Genomic DNA, 21628 nt, shown 5'->3' with positions numbered 1-21628 from the left:
GGGCGCTACTTGACGTCGACGTAGTCGCCCGCCGCCGAGGACGCGCCGGTGGTGCTGTTGGTCGCGAACGAGTACCGGTAGTAGCCGTCGGCCGTGGCCTTGGTGGTGGACTTGAGCGCACCGCCGCTGCCGCTGGTGACGGACTTGAGGGTGGTGTAGGTCCGGCTGCTCTTCTTGCGGTACTGCAGCAGCACCTTCTGCCCCGGGTAACCGGCGTTCTTGCCGGTGCTCCAGTTGGCGCGCTTCAGGCTGCCGACGACGGTGATGGTCTTCCCCTTCTTCACCGGCTCCGGGGTGGCATTGACGGTCAGCTGGGAGGCCTTCTTGATTCTGGTGGTGGCGACGTTGTCGTCGTAGCTGGCGTTCGCGTAGAGGTCGTAACCGCCGAGGAACAGCTTCCAGGTGCCGGCGACGCCGTTGTCCTTGAAGTCGGAGGCCGCGTTGATGTGGAAGACGGCTGTGCAGGAGTAGACGCCGGTCTGGACCGTGGACTCGGTGCAGGCGGGGTCGTCGTCGGTGCCCAGGGAACCGGTGATGGTGTCCGTGCTGGAACTGTCCGTGCCCTGCCAGAGGAAGGCTTCCGTGAGCGCGACCCCGCTCGAACTGGTGGCGACATAGGTGACGGTGACGGTCTTCTTGGTCGTGGCGCCCAGAACGATGTCCTTCCCGCCGTTGATGACAGCCTTCGAGAACTTCATGCTGCCCAGCGAGTCGTTCGGATGGACGGCCTTCGCGGCGAAGCCGCCGAGGCGTGCCGGTGCACTCGGACGCTCAGCCGCCTGAGCGGTCGCCGGAAGAGCGAGCGTGGACACGACGACGGCAGCGGAGAACGCGGCGGCTGTGACACGTATACGCATGTGATTACCCCTGGTGTTGAAGAAGCCCGCGGAACTGCCTTCCCGGCCGGGCCTGTTGATCTGGTCAGTGCGCAGATCCGGAAGAAGGCGGACACAGGTGCCGCTCCAACGCCGGCCATGCCTGTCCAGTGGCACGACTGCTGCGGCCGCGGCCGTCCGCGGATGCATTGCGGATGGCCGGGCCGGCGAGAACCATCAGGCCGTGCAGCACGTTGAAGGGAAGATCCACACCGGGCACAGTACGCGCGACAGGGTAGGGACCCGCATCCGTGTAACCACGCAATTCACCACGCAGGTCCGAGGCGAGACCTGCAGAAGCAGTGAACCGACCCGGCCCCGCGCGGTGTGGTCGGGTGGCGAGGGTCGGCGTCCCGCGGACGTTCCTGCTGTACCGGCACCTGCACCACCTGCGGTTCAGAAGGCGTGCGCCATCAGCTCCGCGAACAGCGCGTGCTCGTCGGCATCGAGGCCCCGCGAGCGGAACCAGCCGCAGATGTTGGCGCAGTCGCGCTGGAGGAAGCTCATGCCGTTGAGGTTGCCGACCAGGTCGACGATCTGCGGCAGGTCGATGATGACCAGCCGTTCGCCCGCCGCGAGGATGTTGTACGCCGAGAGGTCGCCGTGCACGACGCCGTTCTGCACCATCGTCGCGAGCGCGTCGGTGAGTTGCTCGAAGTACGACGCCAGCAGCTCGGGTGAGGGTCGGGTCTGGGCGAGCCGAGGGGCGGTCCCGACAGTGCCGTCCTCGTCGACGACAGTGATCCATTCCATCAGGATCTCGGTGCCGTCGATCTGGACCGGGTAGGGAACCGGCAGCCCGAGGTTCCAGAGCCGTACCAGCGCACCCCACTCGGACACCGCCCACTCGCCGGCCGCGACCTGTCGGCCGAAGGTGCTCTTCCGCTTGACGGCCCGCTCGTCACGGGAGCGCTTCATCGAGCGGCCCTCGGTGTAGGAGGCGGCGCGGTGGAAGGACCGGTGCTCGGGAGAGCGGTACCGCTTGGACGCCATGACCACGCCGGCGGCCGGGTCGAGCGGGTCGGCGCGCTCGACGAGGTGGACGTCCGCCTCCTTGCCGGTCTTGAGGACGCCGAGTTCGGTGTCGATCGCGCCCTGCGAGGTCACCACCCAGTCCGGCAGCGGCTCGGGGCCTCGGCAGAGGGGCTCGACGCTGAGCCAGGTCGACCAGCGCTGGCCGTCCTCGAGGTCGTCGTAGGTGTGGAAGTCGAAGACGAACCGGTCGTCGATGTCGCCCAGGACGTCCGGCGGCGGGACGCCGCGGTGGCGGTCGGCGATGAAGTCGTCAGGAGTGGCCGGGTGCTGGGGGTGGTGCGGGAAGTCGTGAGACATCGCTGGAGGTGCTCCATGAGGTACGAGGAAGGTGGTCTGCGGGCAGGCCGATGACAGTCGTGGTCACAGTCGTGCCTCCTCTCGTGGAGCACCGGGCAGCTCCCGGTGTCGCGCCCATGGTGAGGGGCGGACACGGGGAGCGGCAACCCAATTAAGGTCCCGCGTACCGGGCTCGTCCCCATCGTGCTCGTGCCGACATCGTGCGAGTGCACCCTGGCGGAATCATCGGCAGACGCTGGTGACGGGCAGAGGCTACGGAAGGAAGTCGGCGATGAGGGCGGCGAATTCGTCCGGTGCTGCCAGCCGGATACCGAGGTCTTCGGCCTTGGTGCGCTTGGATCCGGCGCCTTCGCCCGCGACGACCAGGGTGGTCTTGCGGGAGACGCTGGAGGAGGAACGGCCCCCGGCGCGTTCGATGAGCTCGTTCATCTGGTTCCGGCTGAGCTTTTCCAGAGCGCCGGTCATCGCGCCGGTCACGACCACCGTCATTCCGGCCAGCGGCCCGTCCGCTGTCCCCGCGCTCCCCGAGGTGCTTTCGGCATCGACAGCCGCCGGGACGGGCGGGGTGGCGCCGGGCTCGACCATGTTCACCCCGGCGGAGGCGAGTTTGTCGATGAGCGGGGCGAGTTCGGCGAGTTCGGCCACGATGGACGGGGCTTTCTCCGTGCCGATGCCCTCGACCTGCCGCATCGCTTCCGCGTCGGCGGCTCGGATGTTGTCCATGGTGGCGAAGTGCCGTGCGATCCGGCGCGACATGGAGCGCCCGGTGCCCCGCACGCCCAGCGCGCAGAGTACCCGTGACAGCGGCCGGCCCTTGGCCGCGGTGAGCGCCGCCAGGAGGTTGTCGGTGCTGGTCGCACCCATGCGCTCCAGGTTCAGGAGCCGATCGCGGGTGAGGCTGAACAGGTCGGCGAGGTCGGAGACCAGGCCCGCGTCGACGAGCTGGACGACGCGGGTGGCGCCCAGGCCTTCGATGTCGAGCTGGTCGCGGCCGGCGGCGTAGGAAAGGGCTGCGACCAGATGGCAGTTGCGGCCGTTCTCGCACCGCCAGCGCTGCTCGCTGGTGTCGATACCGGATCCGCAGCGTGGACACAGTTCGGGAAAGACGATGGGCTCTTCGTCGCCGGTGCGAAGGTGTGCGACGGGAGCTTCGACGCGGGGGATGACGTCGCCGGCGCGGTGGACCATGACCGTGTTTATCTAGGGTTGTCAAGTGAGCATGCAGTTCAGAGGCCAATGACGTTGTAAGTCACGTGAGGGACATACTCAGCTGAACTTCTCGTTGAGGCGTGTGGTGATGAACCGTGTCAGGGTGTAGGTCGAGTCGATGACGAGCAGGGCGTGACTCTCCTGGAGCCCCTTCTGCGCTTCTGGATTTCCGTGGCCATAGCCGACTCTGTTGCGTATCTCAGCGACGCCCACGATGATATTTTTCATCGCCTTAAGGATCTTGGAGACCCTGAAATCGGCGCCTCCGAGCGCCGGTGAGAGAAGTCATGACGTCGGGTCGCGTGAGCGGCTGCCCGATCCGAGAGCCGAGGGGCGGCCACCGGCAGGTTCTTCGTCTGCGCATGACCACACGGACCGGGTCCGCTCGTACGAACTGCTCGCGGAGGAATGGCGCCGCCGGGGTCACTCCTTCCAGCCGAGCGGATGTTCGGGGTGCCCGACCGACCCGCCGTACGCGACCGCTTCGGCGCGGCCCGCCTCGTCACCGCGCCGACAGCGGAAGACAGATCACGGATCAGTTCTCGGCCGTGCTGGGCGGCCGTACGACGCTGCTGGCGGCCGCCGGATGAGGGCCACGCACGTCATCGCCGACGACGCCGAGGCCCCTGCCGCGGTCGCAGAGCCGGCTGCGGAGCTCCGCAAGGGCGCCGCCGAACGGGACGCACGGCGCAGGCTCCCGCACGCGGAGCTGGAGCGACTGTCCAGCAGGTCGTCCTGGCTCCTCGCCCGCATAGTCAAGGGCTCGATCCCGACAGACGTGCGGTCGGTGGCACATCCGGCGCGGCAAGGCCGAAAGCCCCAACTGCTGGGGGTACCGCGTGCGTGCCCCGATCCCACGAGGCCGCCTCCCTCCGCCCCCGGTCGCCGATGTCTCACGGCGATGTCTGCGGTGCCGTGTCACTGGTGCCGCGTACCACCAGCTTCGGGTCCAGTACGACCTCCCGAGCTTCCAGGTCCGGTTTCTCCAACCGCTCCACGGCGAACCGCACGGCATGCTCCGCCATGAGAGCCGCATCCTGGCGGACGGTGGTCAGGCCGATCGGCATCAGATGGGAAAGGTGACTGTCGTCGTAGCCGACGACGGACATGTCGCGCGGGACTTCAATGCCCGCCCGCGTCAGGGCCATCAGCAGGCCCCATGCGCACCGGTCGTTGCCCGCGAGGACCGCGGTCGGCAGGGCCTGTCCCCGATCGCGCTCCGCCAGGAGCAGGCGGCCCGCCTCGATGCCCGACTTCTCCGTGTGCTCTCCGGGGATCACCCGCGCCTCGGACTCCAGCCCGTGCCGGCGCATCGCGGCCCGGTAGGCACGCCGCCGCTCGGCCGATCCGGGTCCTCTGCCACCGTCGATGTGCACGATCCGGCGGTGCCCCAGTTCGACGAGATGCTCCATGGCCTGCTGTATGCCCTTGCCTTCGGCACTGTGCACGAAGTCCACGCGGGCGCGGGGCACCCGGCGGCTGACCGTGACGGTCACTGCCCGGTGTCCGAGTGCGTCGAGATACGCGGCTTCGGCCTCGGGACCGAGCAGGATCAGTGCCTCGCAGCGGTGACTGAGCAGCGCCTCGGCCGCCTTCACCTCGCTACGGCCGTGAGTGGCGGCGGAGAGCAGGACATCATAGCCGAGACGTTCGGCCTCCGGGTAGATCCCCTGGATGAGTTCCGCGTGGAACGTCTGGTGCACGGTGAACATCACGCCGATCGTGCGGCTGCGGCCGCGAGCCAGCAGCCGGGCCGCGCTGTCGGGGTGATAGCCGATCTCGTCGGCGACCCGCAGCACCCGCTCCCGGGTCTCTTCGCTCGCCCCTGGCTGACCACGGAAGATGATCGAGACGAGCGCCCGGGACACCCCCGCTTTCGCCGCGACGTCCGCCATCGTCGGCCGCCGCTTTCCCGACGCATCCACCTGTGAACCCACCCTCCGACGCGGCCCACCCTACGGGCCCTCTTGAAATCTCCCAGCAACAGGGTATTGACATGACATTTGGACAGGGGTCATCGTACACAGACTAGAGCGCGCTAGTAGAGCGCGTCAGTACATCGGGTGAGAGCCACCGTCTCTGGCACGAAAGGGAAACCAGCGTGATGCCGTTCGAAATGCTGACCATGGGCCGTGTGGGGGTGGATGTATATCCGCTCCAAACCGGCGTGGGGCTGGCGGTGGTCACCTCGTTCGGCAAGTACCTGGGCGGCAGCCCGACCAATGTGGCCGTGGCCGCCGCTCGTTACGGGCACTCCGCCGCCGTGATCACCAAGACGGGCCGCGACCCGTTCGGGGATTTCGTGCGCACGGCTTTGGACGGGTACGGCGTGGACACCCGGTTCGTCGGCACGTCGGACATCGCGCCGACCCCGGTGACGTTCTGCGAGATCTTCCCGCCGGACGACTTCCCGCTGTACTTCTACCGGCTGCCCAAGGCCCCCGACCTGGACATCCAGCCGGGAGAACTGGACCTGGACGCGATCCGCGACGCACGGATCTTCTGGGTCACCGGGACCGGGCTGAGCGAAGAGCCGAGCCGGTCGGCCACGCTCGCCGCGCTCGCGCACCGAGCGAAGTCCGGCCCGACGGTCTTCGACCTGGACTGGCGGCCGATGTTTTGGAAAGACACAGCCCGGGCCAACGCGAACCAGGCGCGTGCGTACTACACGGAGGCCCTGCGCCACACCACCGTGGCCGTCGGCAACCTCGACGAGTGCGAGGTCGCCACCGGCGAGCGCGAGCCGTACGCGGCCGCGAAGGCCCTGCTCGCCGCCGGCGTCGAGCTGGCCGTGGTGAAGCAGGGCCCGAAGGGCGTGCTGGCCATGGACCGGGACGGTCAGGCGGTCGAGATCCCGCCGGTCCCGGTGGTCGTGGTCAACGGGCTGGGTGCCGGTGACGCCTTCGGTGGGGCGCTGTGCCACGGGCTGCTGTCCGGCTGGGACACCCGCCGCACGGTCGCCTTCGCCAACGCCGCCGGCGCCATCGTCGCGGGCCGCCTGTCCTGCTCCGACGCCATGCCGACCGCAGCCGAGGTGGAGGCGAAGCTTCACCCCGCGACCGCCGATACCCCCGACGACTCTCAGCGAGAGGTGTGACGACGTGCTGTCCGACAACCTGAGCCGGATCGTGAACGCCCGGGTCAACGACCCCGGCGCGATCGCAGCGGCCGCCGCACGCCGTGTGAAAGCCCCCTCGCTATTCGGCACCCATGGCAAGGCGATGATCATCGCGGCGGATCATCCCGCGCGCGGAGCCAACGGCGTCGGCGGCGACCCCAACGCCATGGCCGACCGCTCCGAACTCCTCGACCGGCTGTGCATCGCCCTCGAACGCCCCGGCGTGACCGGGGTCCTGGGTACCGCGGACATCCTGGAAGACCTGCTGCTGCTCGGCGTCCTGGACGGCAAGAGCGTCTTCGGCTCGATGAACCGCGCCGGACTCGCTGGCTCCACCTTCGAGGTCGACGACCGGTTCACCGGCTACGACGCCGAGACCATCGCCGCGATGGGCTTCGACGGCGGCAAGATGCTCACCCGGATCGCGCTGGAGGACCCGGCGACCCCGGCCGCCCTGTCCGAGACGGCTCGAGCGGTCAACGAGCTCAATGACCGTCGCCTCATCGCCATGGTCGAGCCGTTCCTCTCGGTGTGGCAGGAGGGGAAGATCCGCAACGACCTTTCGACCGACGCCGTCGTCAAGTCGATCTCCATCGCCTCGGGACTGGGTCGTCGCACCGCCTACACCTGGCTCAAGCTCCCCGTCGTCCAGGACATGGAGCGTGTCCTGGCCTCCTCCACTCTCCCCGCGTTGCTGCTCGGCGGCGAGGTCAAGGATCCAGAGGCCGCGTTCGCCTCCTGGGGCAAGGCTCTGAGGCAGCCCACCGCGCAGGGTCTGGTCGTCGGCCGCTCCCTGCTCTATCCCGCGGGCGGCGACGTCGCCGGCGCGGTCGACAAGGCGGTGAGCCTGCTGTGAGCAGCAAGTACCACCTGCCGAAGGGGACTTCAGCCGACGGTCCCTACGACCTCGTGGTCACACCCGAGTCGGCCGGCTGGGGATACTCCGGCCTCAGGATCCTGACCCTGAAGCCGGGCCAGACGCACACCCTTTCCACCGGGGACTCGGAGTTCCTGGTCCTGCCCCTGGCAGGCGGCTGCACCGTCACGGTCGCCGCCGGACAGCGCTTCGAACTCGAAGGCCGGACAGGCGTATTCGCCTCGGTCACCGACTTCGCCTATCTGCCTCCCGAGTCGGAGGCCCTGATCAGCAGCGCGCAGGGAGGTCTGTTCGCGCTGCCCTCCGCCCGTACCGAGCGGAGCTCACTCTCCGCTCGGTACGGGCCCAAGGAGGATGTCCCCGTGGAACTGCGCGGTGCGGAGGCGTGCTCACGGCAGGTCAACAACTACTGCCTGCCCGGCACCTTCGCAGCGGAGCAGCTGCTGGTGTGCGAGGTGCTCACGCCGGGCGGCAACTGGTCGTCGTACCCGCCGCACAAGCACGACCAGGCGCTCCCCGGCCAGGAATCGGAGCTGGAGGAGATCTACTACTTCCAGGTCTCCGGCGCCGGGAACGGCTTCGGCTACCAGCGGGTCTACGGCAGCCCCGAGCGGCCCATCGACGTGCTCGCCGAGATCCGCTCCGGCGACACCGTGCTGATCCCGCACGGCTGGCACGGTCCCTCGATCGCCGCCCCGGGCTACGACCTCTACTACCTCAACGTAATGGCCGGTCCTGGCCAGGACCGCGCCTGGCTGATCTGCGACGACCCCGCCCACGGTTGGGTACGGGCCACCTGGGCCTCCCAGGACGTCGATGACCGGCTGCCTTTCGGAGAGAACTGATGACCACCGTCCGACTCACCACCGCCCAGGCCCTGGTGCGTTTCCTCGCCAACCAGTACAGCGAGCGCGACGGCCAGGAACATCGGCTCATCCCCGGCGTGTGGGGCATCTTCGGCCACGGCAACGTCGCCGGCATCGGGCAGGCCCTGCTTCAGGCCGCCACCACCGGCGAGGCCGACCTGCCGTACTACCTGGCCCGCAACGAGCAGGGCATGGTCCACGCCTCCGTCGCCTACGCGAAGATGCGCGACCGGCTGGCCGCCTTCGCCTGCACCGCCTCCACCGGTCCCGGTTCCACCAACATGATCACCGGCGCGGCGCTGGCCACCACCAACCGGCTGCCCGTCCTCCTGCTGCCCTCCGACATGTTCGCCACCCGCGCCGCCGACCCAGTCCTGCAGCAGCTGGAGGACACCCGGGGCGGGGACGTCACCGTCAACGACACCTTCCGCGCCGTATCCAAGTACTTCGACCGCGTCTCCCGCCCCGAGCAACTGATCCCGGCCGCGCTGGCAGCGATGCGGGTACTCACCGACCCGGTGGAGACCGGCGCGGTCACGCTGTCGCTGCCACAGGACGTGCAAGCGGAGGCGTACGACTGGCCGGTCCCCTTCTTCCGGCGCCGGGTGTGGCATGTGGGCCGCCCGGTGCCGGAACCGGCCGCGATCGAGCGGGCCGCCCGTCTGCTGCGCGGGGCACGCAGGCCGCTGATCGTGGCGGGCGGCGGGACCGTGTACTCCGGCGCGGAGACCGCCCTGCGAGCCTTCGCCGAGGCCACCGGCATCCCGGTCGCCGACACCCACGCGGGCAAGGGCGCGGTGCCGTGGGACCACCCGTACGCGGTGGGCGGCATCGGCTCGACCGGGTCGTACGCGGCGAACGAGCTGGCGCGGGAAGCCGACGTCGTCCTCGGCATCGGCACGCGCTACTCCGACTTCACGACGGCCAGCCACACCGTCTTCGACAACCCGGACGTCACCTTCGTCAACCTCAACGTCGCCCGCCTGGACGCCGTCAAACACTCGGCGGAACCGCTGGTGGCCGACGCCCGGCTCGGCATCCAGGCTCTCGCAGGCGCGCTGACGGACTGGGAGGTCGCCCCGGAGTACCGCGAACGCACCCGTGAACTCATCGCCCGTACACGGGAGATCGAAGACCGGTGCTTCAACCTCGGCCACGGCCCGCTGCCCGCCCAGACCGAGATCCTCGGCGCCCTCAACGACGTGCTCGACGACCGTGCCGTCGTCATCAACGCGGCCGGCTCCATGCCCGGGGATCTCCAACAGCTTTGGCGGGCCCGGGATCCCAAGGCCTACCACGTCGAGTACGCCTACTCGTGCATGGGCTACGAGGTGGCCGCTGGCGTCGGCGCGAAAATGGCCGACCCGTCGCGCGAGGTCGTCGTCCTCGTCGGTGACGGCTCCTATCTGATGATGGCCCAGGAGATCGTGACCATGGTCTCCGAGGGGCTCAAGGTCATCGTCGTCCTCGTGCAGAACCACGGCTTCGCCTCCATCGGCGCGCTGTCGGAGTCGTTGGGCTCCCAGCGGTTCGGCACCAAGTACCGCTACCGGGACGGCGATTCGGGACAGCTCGACGGGGACGTCCTGCCCGTCGACCTCGCCGCGAACGCCTCTTCGCTCGGCGCCGACGTCCTGCACGCCGCCACCGTCGACGAGTTCCGCACCGCGATGGAGAAGGCCAAGGCGGCGAGCCGCACCACCCTCGTGCACGTCGAGACCGACCTGTACGGGCCCAACCCGCCCGGCCACGGCTGGTGGGACGTCCCCGTCAGCCAGACATCCGCCCTGGACACCACCCGCAGCGCGTACGAGACGTACGCCGCCCGGAAACAGGCCCAGCACCACTACCTGTAGCTCCCTTCCCCGCAAAGGAAACCCGCACCGTGAAGACCATCGAGCACTGGATCAACGGCTCCTCCGCACCGGGCTCCGGCTCCGCCACGCAGCCGGTGTTCAACCCGGCCACCGGCGCCGAACAGGCCCGGGTGGTCCTCGGCACCACCGCCGACGTCGACACCGCGGTCCGGGCCGCCACCCGCGCCTTCGAGACCTGGTCGGAGTCCTCCCTCACCCAGCGCACTCAGGTGATGTTCGCCTTCCGCCAGCTGCTCGTGGAGCATGAGGAGGAGCTGGGCCGGATCATCTCCGCCGAGCACGGCAAGACCGTCGACGACGCCCGCGGCGAGATCACCCGGGGTCGCGAAGTCGTGGAGTTCGCCTGCGGCCTCGGCGACGTCCTCAAGGGCTCTTTCTCCGACCAGGTCTCCCGCGGTGTGGACGTGCACAACTTCCGCCAGCCGCTCGGTGTCGTCGCCGGCATCACGCCCTTCAACTTCCCGGCCATGGTGCCCCTGTGGATGCACCCGATCGCCATCGCGACCGGCAACACCTTCATCCTCAAGCCGAGTGAGCGCGACCCTTCCGCCGCCAACTTCGTCGCCGACCTGTACAAGCAGGCCGGTCTGCCGGACGGCGTGTTCAATGTCGTGCACGGCGGTAAGGACGCCGTCGACGCCATCCTCACCCACCCCGGCATCGAAGCCGTGTCCTTCGTCGGTTCCACGCCGATCGCCAAGTACGTGCACGAGCAGGCGACTTCGCACGGCAAGCGGGTCCAGGCCCTCGGCGGCGCCAAGAACCACGCCGTCGTCCTCCCCGACGCCGACCTGGAGTTCGCCGCCAACCACATCACCGCCGGCGCCTACGGCTCCGCGGGCGAGCGCTGCATGGCCGTCTCGGTGGCCGTGGCGGTGGGCGACGCAGCCGACGGCCTGGTGGAGATCCTCACCCGCAAGGCCGACGAGATCAAGGTCGGCCCCGGTAACGCTCCCGGCACCGACATGGGTCCCCTCGTCACCAAGGCCGCCCAGGAGCGCGTGGAGAACGCGGTCGGCACCGCCCAGACGCAGGGCGCCACCGTGGTGGTCGACGGCCGTGGGCTGAAGGTGGACGGGCACGAGGACGGCTTCTTCACCGGCCCCTCTCTCCTGGACCACGTCACCACCGAGATGGACGCCTACAAGGAGGAGCTCTTCGGCCCGGTCCTCGCGATCGTCCGCGCCGAAAGCCTCGACCAGGCCATCGAGCTGATCAACGCCAACCCCTACGGCAACGGCACCGCCCTGTTCACCGCCTCCGGCGAAGCCGCCCGCACCTTCCAGCGCAAGATCAAGGTCGGCATGATCGGCATCAACGTGCCGGTGCCGGTCCCGATGGCCTACTACTCCTTCGGCGGCTGGAAGGACTCCCTCATCGGCGACAACCCCATCCACGGCCCCGAAGGCATCCGCTTCTACACCCGCCCCAAGGTCGTCACCACCCGCTGGCCCCAGCCCGCCCTGCAGGTCACCGCCGGCTTCGACTTCCCCACCTCCAACTGATCTCTGTCCCCCCCATCCCGAAGGACACGCCATGGCAACGGCGCCATCTCCGCTCCGCACCACCGCGGGCAACCTCTGCCTGGGCTCCGCCCCCGACTCCTGGGGCGTCTGGTTCCCCGAAGACGAGCACCAGGTGTCGTACACCCGCTTTCTCGACGAGCTCGTGCACGCCGGTTACAAGTGGCTGGAGCTCGGCCCGTACGGCTACCTCCCCATCGACCCCCGGCGACTGAAGGAGGAGCTGGACGCTCGCGGGCTCCAGGTCTCCGGCGGTACCGCCTTCGGCGTGCTGCACCGCCCGGAGGCGTGGGACGAGATGCTCGCGCACGTCCGGCAGGTCGCCACGCTGACCGCTGCCGCGGGCGCCCACCACCTCGTCTTCATCCCTCCCATGTACCGGGACGAGAAGACCGGCGCGTTCACCGAGTCGCCCGAGTTGACCGCCGAGCAGTGGGCGGGCTTCGGCAAGGCCGCCGACCGGCTGGGCAAGCTGCTCCTCGACGAGTACGACGTCAGGCTGGTGATCCACCCGCACGCCGACAGCCACATCCAGACCCAGCCCGAGATCGAGCGACTGCTCAACGAGTCGGACAGCCGCTACACCAACCTCTGCCTCGACACCGGGCACGTGGCCTACGGCGGCGGCGACAACCTGGACCTGATCCGCCGGTTCGGCGAGCGGGTGGGCTACGTCCACATCAAGCAGATGGACCCGGAGATCCTCGCCCAGGTGGCCGCGGAGGACCTCTCGTTCGGCGAGGCCGTCAAGCGCGGGGTGTGCGTGTCGCCGCCCGCCGGCGTGCCCAAGCCCGCCGACGTCGTGGCCGAACTCGCCCAGCTCGACGCCGAGTTGTTCGTGATCGTCGAGCAGGACCTGTACCCGTGCGCTCCCGAGGTGCCGCTGCCCATCGCGACCAGCACCCGTGAGCACCTGGCCGAGTGCGGCCTGACGGGTACCCGACGCCCGAACGACGACCGGTAGGAGGCGGCCAGGGAGGCCGGGGACGACGCCACTCGGGCACCCGCCCTCACGGACGACGCCCCGCCCGCCGTCTCCCGACTGCGGGCGCCTTCTCGATCACCTTCGTCAAGCGCTACGTCCCCGAGACCAGGGGCCGCACCCTCGAAACCCTCGAAGCCGAACTCCGGGCGCGCTTCTCCTGCCCCCCTCTTGAAGGAATGACCATGCCTGTACGTGTAGGAGTCATCGGCGCCGGCTGGATCGGCCACGAGCACATCCGACGCCTCACCCACACCGTCACCGGTGCCCGGATCACCGCGGTCACCGACATCGACGCCGCCCGCGCCGACGAGGCGGCGGCGCCGGTCGGCGCCCGCGTCTACGCGAACGGCGCCGAACTCATCGCGGCCGACGACGTGGACGCCGTCCTCGTGACGTCCTGGGGCCCCACCCACGCCGAGCACGTGCTCACCGCGATAGCCGCCGGGAAACCGGTGTTCTGCGAGAAGCCCCTCGCCACCACCGCCGAGGACTGCCTGAAGATCATCGAGGCGGAGACGGCGGGCGGTCGCCGCCTCGTCCAGGTCGGCTTCATGCGCCGCTACGACGCCGGCTACCGCCAGATGAAACAGGTCATCGACTCCGGCCGCATCGGTGCACCGCTGATCGTGCACTGCGCCCACCGCAACCCGACCGTGCCGGAGTCGTACACCTCCTCGATGGCGGCCCTGGACACGGCGGTACACGAGGTGGACGTGCTGCGCTGGCTGCTGGACGACGAGATCGTCTCCACGCAGGTGGTCACCCCGCGCCCCACCAGCAAGCGGTTCGCGCACCTCAAGGACCCGCAGATCATGCTCTTCGAGACGGCGAAGGGCGTCCGGATCGATCTGGAGGTCTTCGTCAACTGCCAGTACGGCTACGACATCCAGTGCGAGGCGGTCGGCGAGGAGGGCCTCGTACGGCTGCCCGACCCGGCCACCGTGGGTGTCCGGACCGCCGCTCAGCACAGCACCGAAGTGCTCACGGACTGGGCGGGCCGCTTCCGGGACGCCTTCGACACCGAGTTCCGCGAGTGGATCGCGGGCATCGCCGCCGGCGACGAGCCCACAGGCCCCTCCGCCTGGGACGGCTACGCCGCCACCGTCATCACCAGCGCGACCGTCGAGGCCCTGGAGTCGGGCCGCGTCGTCGCCACGGACCTCAAGCCCCGCCCGACCCTCTACGGAGGCACCGCATGAAGATCGCCCTCGACCCGTACATGTTCCGCGCCCTGCCGATCGACGACATGGTGCGCACGGTGGCCGAACTCGGCTACGAGTACATCGAGTTGTCGCCACGTGACGACTTCATGCCGTTCTTCCTGCACCCGCGCGCGGACGACGAGCGCATCGCGGAACTGAAGAACTCGCTGCGCGCGCACGGCGTGAAGCTGTCCTCGGTGCTGCCGCTGTACAAGTGGTCCTCGCCCGACGAGACCGAGCGGCAGTCCGCCGTCCGCTACTGGAAGCGGATGATCGAGATCACCGCGGACCTCGAATGTCCCCTGATGAACTCGGAGTTCAACGGGCGCCCCGATCAAGCCGCCGAGAGCGAGGCCGCGTTCTGGCGCTCACTGGAAGAGCTGCTGCCAGTCTTCGAGCGCGAAGGCATCGCCCTGAACCTGGAGGCCCACCCGGACGACTTCTGCGAGGAGAACACCCCGGCCGTCGACCTGGTCCGCGCGATCAACAAACCCTGGGTGAACTACCTCTACTGCGCGCCCCATTCCTTCCACCTCTCGGGCACGGACCCAACGGCCGACATCGCGGCGATGATGCGCTACGCCGGCGACAAGCTGCGGCACGTCCACATCGCCGACTCCTTCAACCACAAGGGCTCCTCCGGCCTGCGCTACATCCTCAACCCGCCCGGCACCACCGCCCGCATCCACCAGCACCTCGACATCGGCCAGGGGGAGGTCGACTGGGACGCCTTCTTCGGCACCCTGCGCGAACTGAACTTCGACGGCGTCGCCACCGCCTGCGTCTTCGCCTGGGAGGAACGCGCCCGCGAGTCCTCGGCGTTCATGCTCGACCGGATCACCAAGGAACTCGCGGTGTAACCATCCGCCGGAGTCCGGCAGCGCCCGGCGTCCACCTCCGGACGCCGGGCGCTGCGGCAGTCCGGTCCAGCGGCGTCGGGCAGCTTCGGCGTTGCAGCAGTCGGTGTCGGCCATGGTTGCAGCCGTTGTCGACGTCCAAAGAGCTCGGCGCGGTGACGGACGCCTGGCCTGCGTCGCCGGTACAGACACCGGCACACCGCGCGATGACTTCGAAGCCCTGGTGACGCGGCTTGACGACCAGTAAACGGAAACGGACATCGCACTGATGCGGGGCCTCTCCCACGCCCCCATCCGACCTGCAGGACGGCACGGTCCGACTGCTGGCCCGAGGCCGAGCGCTGCTCAGCCCGCGTCTGCTGTCGATGTGTACGATCCTGCGGTGTCCCAGTTCGACGAGGTGATCCATGGCCGGCCGTACGCCCGTGCCCTCGGCGCAATGCACGAAGTCGAAGTCGACGTGGGCGTGCGCGACGCGGCGGCTGACGGAGACGGTGACCGTGCAGCGTCCGATCGCGTCGAAGAAGGCGGGTTCGGCGAAGGAGCCGAGCAGGATCACCGCTTCACAGCGGTGGTCCTGCTCGGCAGAGCGCCGGTGTGCCTACCGGGCCGCGATGCGCTGGCACGGACTGGAGGCCGAGGAGCGGATCATCCCCGGTGAGCACACCGAGCAGACCGGCATCGAGGCTGGCCGGCTGCTGGTGATCGCGACGAGGGGCCGCCGTTGCCCACCGCGGCCCTCGCGGGCAATGACCACAGCGCGATGGCCCTGTTGATGCCCCTGACCGGGGCGGGCATCGAGGTACGCGGGACCTGTCCGTGATCGGTTACGCGGACAGCAATCTCTCCCACCTGATGCCGATCGGCCTGACCACCGTCCGTCAGGACGCGGGGCCCATGGCCGAGCACGCGGTGAGTTTCGCGGTGGAACGCCTGGAAAGCCCCCAACGGGAGCTGCACGAAGCGGTGGTGGAGCCGGAACACGTGGTTCTAGGGACCAGCGCACTCCGCCACCGGCCGCAGGCTGAGCGGTCGTCAGGCGGCATCGAGAGGTGTTCCCGCCCCGCTTCCCTCCTCTCCCTCGAAGTGGATGTCCCCCTGCCGTCGGATTTCGTCCATCACCTTCAGCGTGGTCACGGAGTCGCCCAACGGGCGCAGCGGGGATTGAAGTCGGCCTTCGGCGATACGGCGGGCCACCTCCGCGGCCTCGAAGTGCAGCGCGTCATGGGCGGTGTGCGGTTCGGTGTACGTCAGTCGCGTGCCGCTTCCCGCGAGGGTGAGGACGATGTCGCCAGGCTGGTAGAAGGGGCCGGGCAGATGCAGCGTGGCGTGAGTTCCGGCGATGGTGGCTGTTGTGGGCGTGTCGCTGAAGAGGGTGGTGTGGAGGATGCCCTGAGCGCCATCGACGCCTTGGAGGAGGGCGGAGGTCTGGCCGTTGACACCCGCCGGGTGCGGCTGCGCGGAGGCCAGCACCTCCACCGGTGCGCCGAGCACCGAGACGGCGAAGGCGACAGGATAGGTGCCCAGATCGAGAAGGGGACCGCCCGCCAGGTCGGGGCGGAGAATGCGATGTCCGGCGGCGAAGTGCTCGCCGCAGTCGGCCAGCACCGTGCGGATATCGCCGAGGGCGCCGGAGTCGAGGACCTGCCGGACGACATCGAACCTGGGAAGGAAGAAGCTCCACAGGGCCTCGGCGCAGAACAGGCCGCGTTCCGCCGCGAGTTGGGCGATCTCGGTGGCCTGGACGGCGTTCAGGCCGAGCGGCTTCTCCACCAGTGCGTGCTTGCCGCCTTCGAGGGCGATCCGGGCGCAGGCCAGGTGGGCCGTGTGTTCGGTGGCGACGTAGACGACGTCGACGTCCGCCGCCGCAGCCAGCTCCTCGTAGGAGCCGTAGGAGTGGGGAATGTCGTGGCGGTCCGTGAACTCCCTTGCGCGGGTGGCGTCGTGGGAGGCGACGGCTGTGAAGCGCTGGCGGGTGTGGCGCTGCACGGAACGCACGAAGCGTTCGGCGATCCAGCCGGTGCCCAGGACGCCCCAGCGCAGTGCGGGGGCGTCCTCCGGGGCCGGGGTACGCGGAGCGGGCAGGGCGCTGGGGAAGGCGGGCATGTTCAGACCTCCGGAACCTGGACGGCGATGGTCCGGCCCCCGTTCTTCATGGACGTGATGACGGCCTCGGCCACCGCGCCGGCCAGCAGACCGTCGTGCGCCGTGGCGAGTGGTGGCGGACCGCCGCTCGCCACGGCGTCGGTCCAGGCCTGGAGTTCGAGGCGGTAGGCGTCGGCGAACCGGGGCCGCCAGTCGGCCGGGTAGCCCAGGGAACGGGTCCGGACCGAGTCGGCGACCAGCCGGGCGGGATTGGCCAGGGCCAACGTGCCGCGCTCGCCCACGATTTCGCAGCGGACGTCGTATCCGTACGTGGCGTTGAGGAACACCTCGACGGTCGTCAGCGCACCGTCCGCGGTGCGCAGCAGCATCAGGTGCGGGTCGCGCAGCCCGGTCGCCGCCGACGTGGAGCGAGGAGCATGCCAGCTGACCTCCACGACAGTGGAGTCGAGTAGCCAGGGCACGGTGTCGAACTCATGTATCGACGATCCGGTGATGCTCGACTCGTCAGTGGCCCCGGGCGCGGAGGAGACCCCTCGGCTGACGCAGTGCAGCAGCAGTGGCGCTCCGCAGACCCCGGCGGTCAGCGCCTCGCGCAGTTCCACGTAGGCCGGGTCGAAGCGGCGCATGAAACCCAGCGAGATCAGTGGTCGGCCGGTCCTTCGCTCCTCGCGCACGACACGGAGACATGCGTCGACGGTGGGGGCGAGAGGTTTCTCGCACAGTACGGGCTTTCCGGCCCGTACGGCCGCGACGGACAGGTCGGCGTGGGTGGAGTCGTGCGAGGCCACGACGACGGCGTCGACCTCCGGGTCGGCGATCACCGCGTACGGGTCGCCGGTGGCGCGGGCGCCCGGGAGGGCACCGGTAACGCCGGCGGCCCGTCCCTCGTCGAGGTCGGCGACCATGGTGACCGTGGCACCGGATACCTGACGGTGCAGGGTCTTCGCGTGATCGGCGCCCATGTTGCCGGCGCCGATCACTCCGATCCGCAGGGTGTTCACGCCTCGGACCCGGCCTTGCTCGCAGAGGCCTTCAGGTCCGTCTCCTCGGGGAGTTCTTCCACGTCGACGCCGCGGACCTGGGACAACTCGTGTTTGAGGGCGGCGAGTTCGGTGCCGCCGGCCATGTGGTTGGTGAGTTCTTCGAGGGTGATCTCGCTGCGCTCGGCGGAGAGTTCCATGGTGCCCAGGCGCAGGACGCTGAAGTGGTCGCCGACCATGTAGGCGTGGTGGGGGTTGTGGGTGATGAAGATGACGCCGAGGCCGCGTTCACGGGCTGCGGCCACGTACTTGAGGACGACGCCGGACTGCTTGACGCCGAGGGCGGCGGTGGGCTCGTCGAGGATGAGGACGCGGGCGCCGAAGTAGACGGCGCGGGCGATGGCGACGCACTGGCGCTGGCCGCCGGAGAGGGTGCCGATGGGCTGGTCCAGGTTGTCCAGGACGATGCCCATGTTGCGCAGTTCCTCGTCCGCCGTCTGCTTCATCCTCTCGATGTCGAGCCGGCGGAAGGGCCAGGGGCCGCTGGTCATCTCGGAGCCGAGGAAGAAGTTGCGCCACACCGGCATCAGCGGCACGACGGCCAGATCCTGATAGACGGTCGCGATGCCCTTGTCCAACGCCTGGCGCGGGGTGGAGAAGTGCACCGGCTGCCCGTCGACGAGGAACTCGCCCTCGGTGTGCTGGTGCAGCCCGGAGATGATTTTGATCAGCGTGGACTTGCCCGCACCGTTGTCACCCAGCACACAGGTGACCTGGCCCGGGCGGACGGTGAGATCGACGCCGTGCAGGGCACGGACGTTGCCGTAGGCCTTGCCCGCGTTGCGGAGCTGGACAAGGGGGTGCCCGCCGCCCTCGGGCACGGTGCCGGTCAGGATCGCACCGTGGGTGCCACTCGTGTTGTCGCTCATGAAGGTCACCTCCGGGTCGCGGTGCGCTGCACCCACAGATTGATCAGGACGGCGCCGAGCAGCATCACGCCCAGGAACGCCTTGAACCAGTCGGGATTCCAGCCGGCGTAGACGATGCCCTGCTGGACCATGCCGAACATGAACGCCCCGAAGACGGGGCCGATCGCCGATCCCGCGCCGCCGGTCAGCAGACAGCCGCCGATGACGGCCGCGGAGATGTAGATGAGTTCCTGGCCGACGCCTTCACCGGACTGGACGGTGTTGAAGGAGAACAGCTGGTGCATGCCGATGAACCAGGCGCCGAAACCCACCAGCATGAACAGCGAGATCTTCGTGAACGCGACGGGCACACCCACCGCGCGCGCGGAGTCCTTGTTGCCGCCGACCGCGAAGATCCAGTTGCCGTACTTCGTGCGCAGCAGGACCCAGGTGGCGATGGCCGCGAACACCAGCCACCACACGATGGTGATCTTCACCTGTGCGCCGCCGACGTCGAAGGACGACGCGAAGACCTTCTTGGCCTGGTCGAAGCCGTCCATGGTGCTGATGTCGTCGGTGGCGACGTTCCCGGTGACCAGTTTCGTCACGGCGAGGTTGACGCCCTGCAGGATCAGGAAGCTGGCCAGGGTGACCAGGAAGCTCGGCAGCCCGGTCTTGACCACCAGCCAGCCGTTGAGGAACCCGATCCCCAGCGACACCACCAGGGCGGCGATCACGCCGACCCACACGTTCGTGGTGAGCTGGTAGCTGAGCATGGCCGCGGTCAGCGCGGAGGTGATGACGGCGACACCGGCGGAGAGGTCGAACTCGCCGCCGATCATGAGCAGGGCGACCGGCAGGGCCATGATGCCGATGGTCGACGATCCGTAGAGGATGTTCGCCATCGAGGCGCCGTCCCGCACCGGTGGAGCGGCGATCAGGAAGAACACGTACACGGCGGCGGCGCCGAGGAAGACACCCACCTCGGGGCGTGCCAACAGCCGCATCACCAGAGGTCGTTCGGCGGTGCGGCCGTCTGTCGTATTGGGGCCGGGGGCCGGCGGTGTGGTCACCGCCGGCTCAGCCTGTTGGGTCATGCTCATCACCGGGTTCCGTTGGCGGCGAACTTCGCCACCGCATCGACATTGGTCTTGTCGATGAAGGCCGGGCCCGTGAGGACGGGCGCACTGCTGCCACCGCTGAAGTTGCCGTTCGTCTTGTAGAGCCACAGGGCGTCAACGGCCAAGTAGCCTTGCAGATAAGGCTGTTGGTCGACCGCGAACTCGATCGTGCCGTCCTGGATGGCCTTGACCAGATCCTTGTTGAGGTCGAAGGTGGCGAGCTTGGCCTTGCTGCTCGCGTCGGACAGCGACTGGACCGCCGTCAGCGCGATCGGGGCACCCAGGGTCACCACCTGATCGATGGACTTGTCCTGCGTGAGCTTGGCGGTGAGCGTCGCCTTCACCGACGGCATGTCCGTGCCGTTGACGTAGAGGATGTCCGTCTTGCCGCTGAAGCCCTTCTTCAAGCCGGCGCAGCGGGCCTCCAGAGCGACCTGTCCCTGTTCCTGGATGACGCAGAGGGCGTGCTTGGCACCGAGCTGATTGAGGCGCTGGCCGAAGGCCTGGCCGGCGATGTTCTCGTCCTGGCCGAAGTACTCCAGCATGCCGAGCCTTTTCCAGTCACTGACACCGGAGTTGAAACCGACGACGGGGATTCCGGCCGTCTTGGCCTTGGCCACGACATCCTTCAGAGCGTCCGGCTTGGCAGCAGTGAGCGCAATGCCGTCGACCTTCTGGTCGATTGCGTTCTGCACCAGGTTGGCCTGGTTGCCGGCATTGGGGTCGCTGGAGTAGACGAGCTTGATGTTGTCCTTGGCGGCCGCGGCCTGGGCGCCCTTGCGGACCAGGTCCCAGAAGGTGTCGCCGGGGGAGGCGTGGGTGACCATGGCCACGGTCATGCGCGGGGTGGTGGCCTTGCCCGCCGAGGCGTCCGCACTTCCTTCCTCGGACTTCTTGCCGCCCGAGCTGCTGGAACAGCCGGTGGCGAGCAGGGTCCCGGCGAGGACGGTGGCGGTGAGAATGGCGGCTCGGTGGTTTCTGTGCATGTCCCTTGCACCTCGCTGTGCTTGTTGGGGTGGAGTCTGCGGTGAGCGGAACCGCGTCCGGCGGCGGCTGATGCGTGATCGCCGTGTGGCGACGCGGTGTGTGTCTGGGCCGTGCGTGGCGGCTCGTTCTTCTGTGGCAGCCATAGGTGTGGACTACCTGAGTAGCGACTGGAGCGCTTTAGTAGCGCGCTCTAGTTGGAGAGACTATGGAGCCGCCCTGCAGGGATGTCAACAGGTTTGTCAGGACGTACCAACAAAGTGTTCGGAATGAAATTGAGCAGCGGAACCGGTCATGAGGCGGGTGGTGCCGACCATGCGGGTGTTCGTCTCGGTGGGCCGAGTGCCCGCGTGGTCGAGAGGGGTGGCGTTATCCTGTTCAGGCGAGGGCTGCGGCGGCGGGATCTCGGCAGCGGCGAGCGGTCGGGCGCCCTGGGCGGGGTCGGCGCACAGTCGGAGTCCACTTCGTGCTGACCCTGCGTGACTGTCTGGCCGGGTTCTCCAGCGGTGAGTAGTCCAAGCGTGCCGGATCATGCTACGGACGGTAACGATGATGTCGGCGAGCTCGAAGAGCGCGTCGATGACGATCTCGCGGCGTTCATTGGGTCGCTGTAACCGGTCGCAGGCGCCGCTGTGCCTGGCGGTCGCCCGCTCGATATGCCATCGCTGGCCGGCTTGGGCAAGGGCTTTGTCGCCCTTGTGAGCGACCTCGCCCTGCAGATCGTGCTCGTCAAACGGGGTATGGGTCTTGTTGGTGCCATAACCAGAATGCAGGTGCGCAGCGCGGCGACGGCTTTGGCCAGGGGGTC

General features: G+C 68.8%; 17 protein-coding genes and 3 pseudogenes. 9 read left to right on the top strand and 11 right to left on the bottom strand.

The genetic code is table 11. The features are described from left to right. Positions 1–5: 5 nt before the first annotated feature. From ACFYRX_RS18620 to ACFYRX_RS18600, 5 genes and pseudogenes are all read right to left on the bottom strand, one after another. On the bottom strand, positions 6–857 hold the full coding sequence (locus ACFYRX_RS18620; protein WP_389100786.1) for a hypothetical protein: 852 nt from the start codon (positions 855–857) through the stop codon (positions 6–8). A gap of 414 nt (positions 858–1271) precedes the next feature. Then, positions 1272–2207 carry a serine protein kinase RIO gene (locus tag ACFYRX_RS18615; protein WP_389100784.1) on the bottom strand — a complete coding sequence of 312 codons (936 nt, stop codon included), beginning with the start codon at positions 2205–2207 and terminating at the stop codon, positions 1272–1274. A 252-nt stretch (positions 2208–2459) separates the two neighbouring features. Continuing rightward, positions 2460–3398, bottom strand: a pseudogene (locus tag ACFYRX_RS18610) (helix-hairpin-helix domain-containing protein); the annotation flags it as partial. A 75-nt stretch (positions 3399–3473) separates the two neighbouring features. After that, a complete protein-coding gene (locus ACFYRX_RS18605) occupies positions 3474–3656 on the bottom strand; it encodes an abortive infection family protein (RefSeq protein ID WP_389100868.1) in 183 nt (60 codons plus the stop codon). Between the two features lie 653 nt (positions 3657–4309). After that, complete coding sequence (locus ACFYRX_RS18600; protein ID WP_389100866.1) at positions 4310–5311, bottom strand: LacI family DNA-binding transcriptional regulator; 1002 nt, start codon at positions 5309–5311, stop codon at positions 4310–4312. Positions 5312–5520: 209 nt separating this feature from the next. On the opposite strand from ACFYRX_RS18600, the gene iolC reads away from it, so the two are divergent. The 8 genes from iolC (at position 5521) to ACFYRX_RS18560 (ending at position 14724) form a co-directional block, all read left to right on the top strand. Continuing rightward, complete coding sequence (gene iolC / locus ACFYRX_RS18595; protein WP_389100864.1) at positions 5521–6513, top strand: 5-dehydro-2-deoxygluconokinase; 993 nt, start codon at positions 5521–5523, stop codon at positions 6511–6513. A 4-nt stretch (positions 6514–6517) separates the two neighbouring features. Further along, positions 6518–7390, top strand: a complete 873-nt coding sequence (locus tag ACFYRX_RS18590) for an aldolase (protein ID WP_389100782.1) — start codon at positions 6518–6520, stop codon at positions 7388–7390. After that, positions 7387–8256, top strand: coding sequence for a 5-deoxy-glucuronate isomerase (gene iolB / locus ACFYRX_RS18585; protein ID WP_389100780.1), 870 nt, complete (start codon positions 7387–7389; stop codon positions 8254–8256). Before ACFYRX_RS18590 ends, iolB begins: the two co-directional genes overlap by 4 nt. Continuing rightward, positions 8256–10133, top strand: coding sequence for a 3D-(3,5/4)-trihydroxycyclohexane-1,2-dione acylhydrolase (decyclizing) (gene iolD, locus ACFYRX_RS18580; protein WP_389100778.1), 1878 nt, complete (start codon positions 8256–8258; stop codon positions 10131–10133). Before iolB ends, iolD begins: the two co-directional genes overlap by 1 nt. A 29-nt stretch (positions 10134–10162) precedes the next feature. Next, positions 10163–11659 (top strand): CoA-acylating methylmalonate-semialdehyde dehydrogenase, encoded by a 1497-nt coding sequence (locus tag ACFYRX_RS18575; RefSeq protein ID WP_389100777.1) that lies wholly within the window; start codon positions 10163–10165, stop codon positions 11657–11659. A 31-nt stretch (positions 11660–11690) separates the two neighbouring features. Then, entirely contained in the window at positions 11691–12641 is a 951-nt protein-coding gene (locus tag ACFYRX_RS18570; protein WP_389100775.1) for a TIM barrel protein, read from the top strand. Between the two features lie 203 nt (positions 12642–12844). Then, a complete protein-coding gene (locus ACFYRX_RS18565; protein WP_389100773.1) occupies positions 12845–13861 on the top strand; it encodes a Gfo/Idh/MocA family protein in 1017 nt (338 codons plus the stop codon). Then, positions 13858–14724, top strand: coding sequence for a sugar phosphate isomerase/epimerase family protein (locus ACFYRX_RS18560; RefSeq protein WP_389100772.1), 867 nt, complete (start codon positions 13858–13860; stop codon positions 14722–14724). Before ACFYRX_RS18565 ends, ACFYRX_RS18560 begins: the two co-directional genes overlap by 4 nt. A 313-nt stretch (positions 14725–15037) precedes the next feature. On the opposite strand, the pseudogene ACFYRX_RS18555 reads toward ACFYRX_RS18560, so the two are convergent. Beyond that, positions 15038–15295: pseudogene (locus ACFYRX_RS18555) on the bottom strand (LacI family transcriptional regulator); the annotation flags it as partial. A 7-nt stretch (positions 15296–15302) separates the two neighbouring features. On the opposite strand from ACFYRX_RS18555, the pseudogene ACFYRX_RS18550 reads away from it, so the two are divergent. Continuing rightward, positions 15303–15723: pseudogene (locus ACFYRX_RS18550) on the top strand (substrate-binding domain-containing protein); the annotation flags it as partial. Between the two features lie 33 nt (positions 15724–15756). Here the strand turns inward: ACFYRX_RS18550 and ACFYRX_RS18545 are convergent. From ACFYRX_RS18545 to ACFYRX_RS18525, 5 genes are read right to left on the bottom strand one after another with little or no spacing between them, the layout of a single operon-like run. After that, complete coding sequence (locus ACFYRX_RS18545) at positions 15757–16827, bottom strand: Gfo/Idh/MocA family protein (protein WP_389100770.1); 1071 nt, start codon at positions 16825–16827, stop codon at positions 15757–15759. Positions 16828–16829: 2 nt separating this feature from the next. Continuing rightward, complete coding sequence (locus ACFYRX_RS18540) at positions 16830–17828, bottom strand: Gfo/Idh/MocA family oxidoreductase (protein ID WP_389100768.1); 999 nt, start codon at positions 17826–17828, stop codon at positions 16830–16832. Further along, the gene (locus ACFYRX_RS18535) at positions 17825–18736 is read right to left on the bottom strand and encodes an ATP-binding cassette domain-containing protein (protein WP_389100766.1); all 912 of its coding nucleotides are present in this window, start codon (positions 18734–18736) and stop codon (positions 17825–17827) included. The genes ACFYRX_RS18540 and ACFYRX_RS18535 overlap by 4 nt, the downstream gene beginning before the upstream one ends. A 5-nt stretch (positions 18737–18741) precedes the next feature. Beyond that, positions 18742–19818, bottom strand: coding sequence for an ABC transporter permease (locus ACFYRX_RS18530; RefSeq protein WP_389100765.1), 1077 nt, complete (start codon positions 19816–19818; stop codon positions 18742–18744). Then, positions 19818–20822, bottom strand: a complete 1005-nt coding sequence (locus ACFYRX_RS18525; protein WP_389100763.1) for a sugar ABC transporter substrate-binding protein — start codon at positions 20820–20822, stop codon at positions 19818–19820. The genes ACFYRX_RS18530 and ACFYRX_RS18525 overlap by 1 nt, the downstream gene beginning before the upstream one ends. Positions 20823–21628: the final 806 nt, after the last annotated feature.

Source organism: Streptomyces sp. NPDC005374 (genome assembly GCF_042872225.1).
Taxonomy (GTDB): Bacteria; Actinomycetota; Actinomycetes; order Streptomycetales; family Streptomycetaceae; genus Streptomyces.
This window is presented reverse-complemented; position numbering and strand designations above follow the sequence as displayed.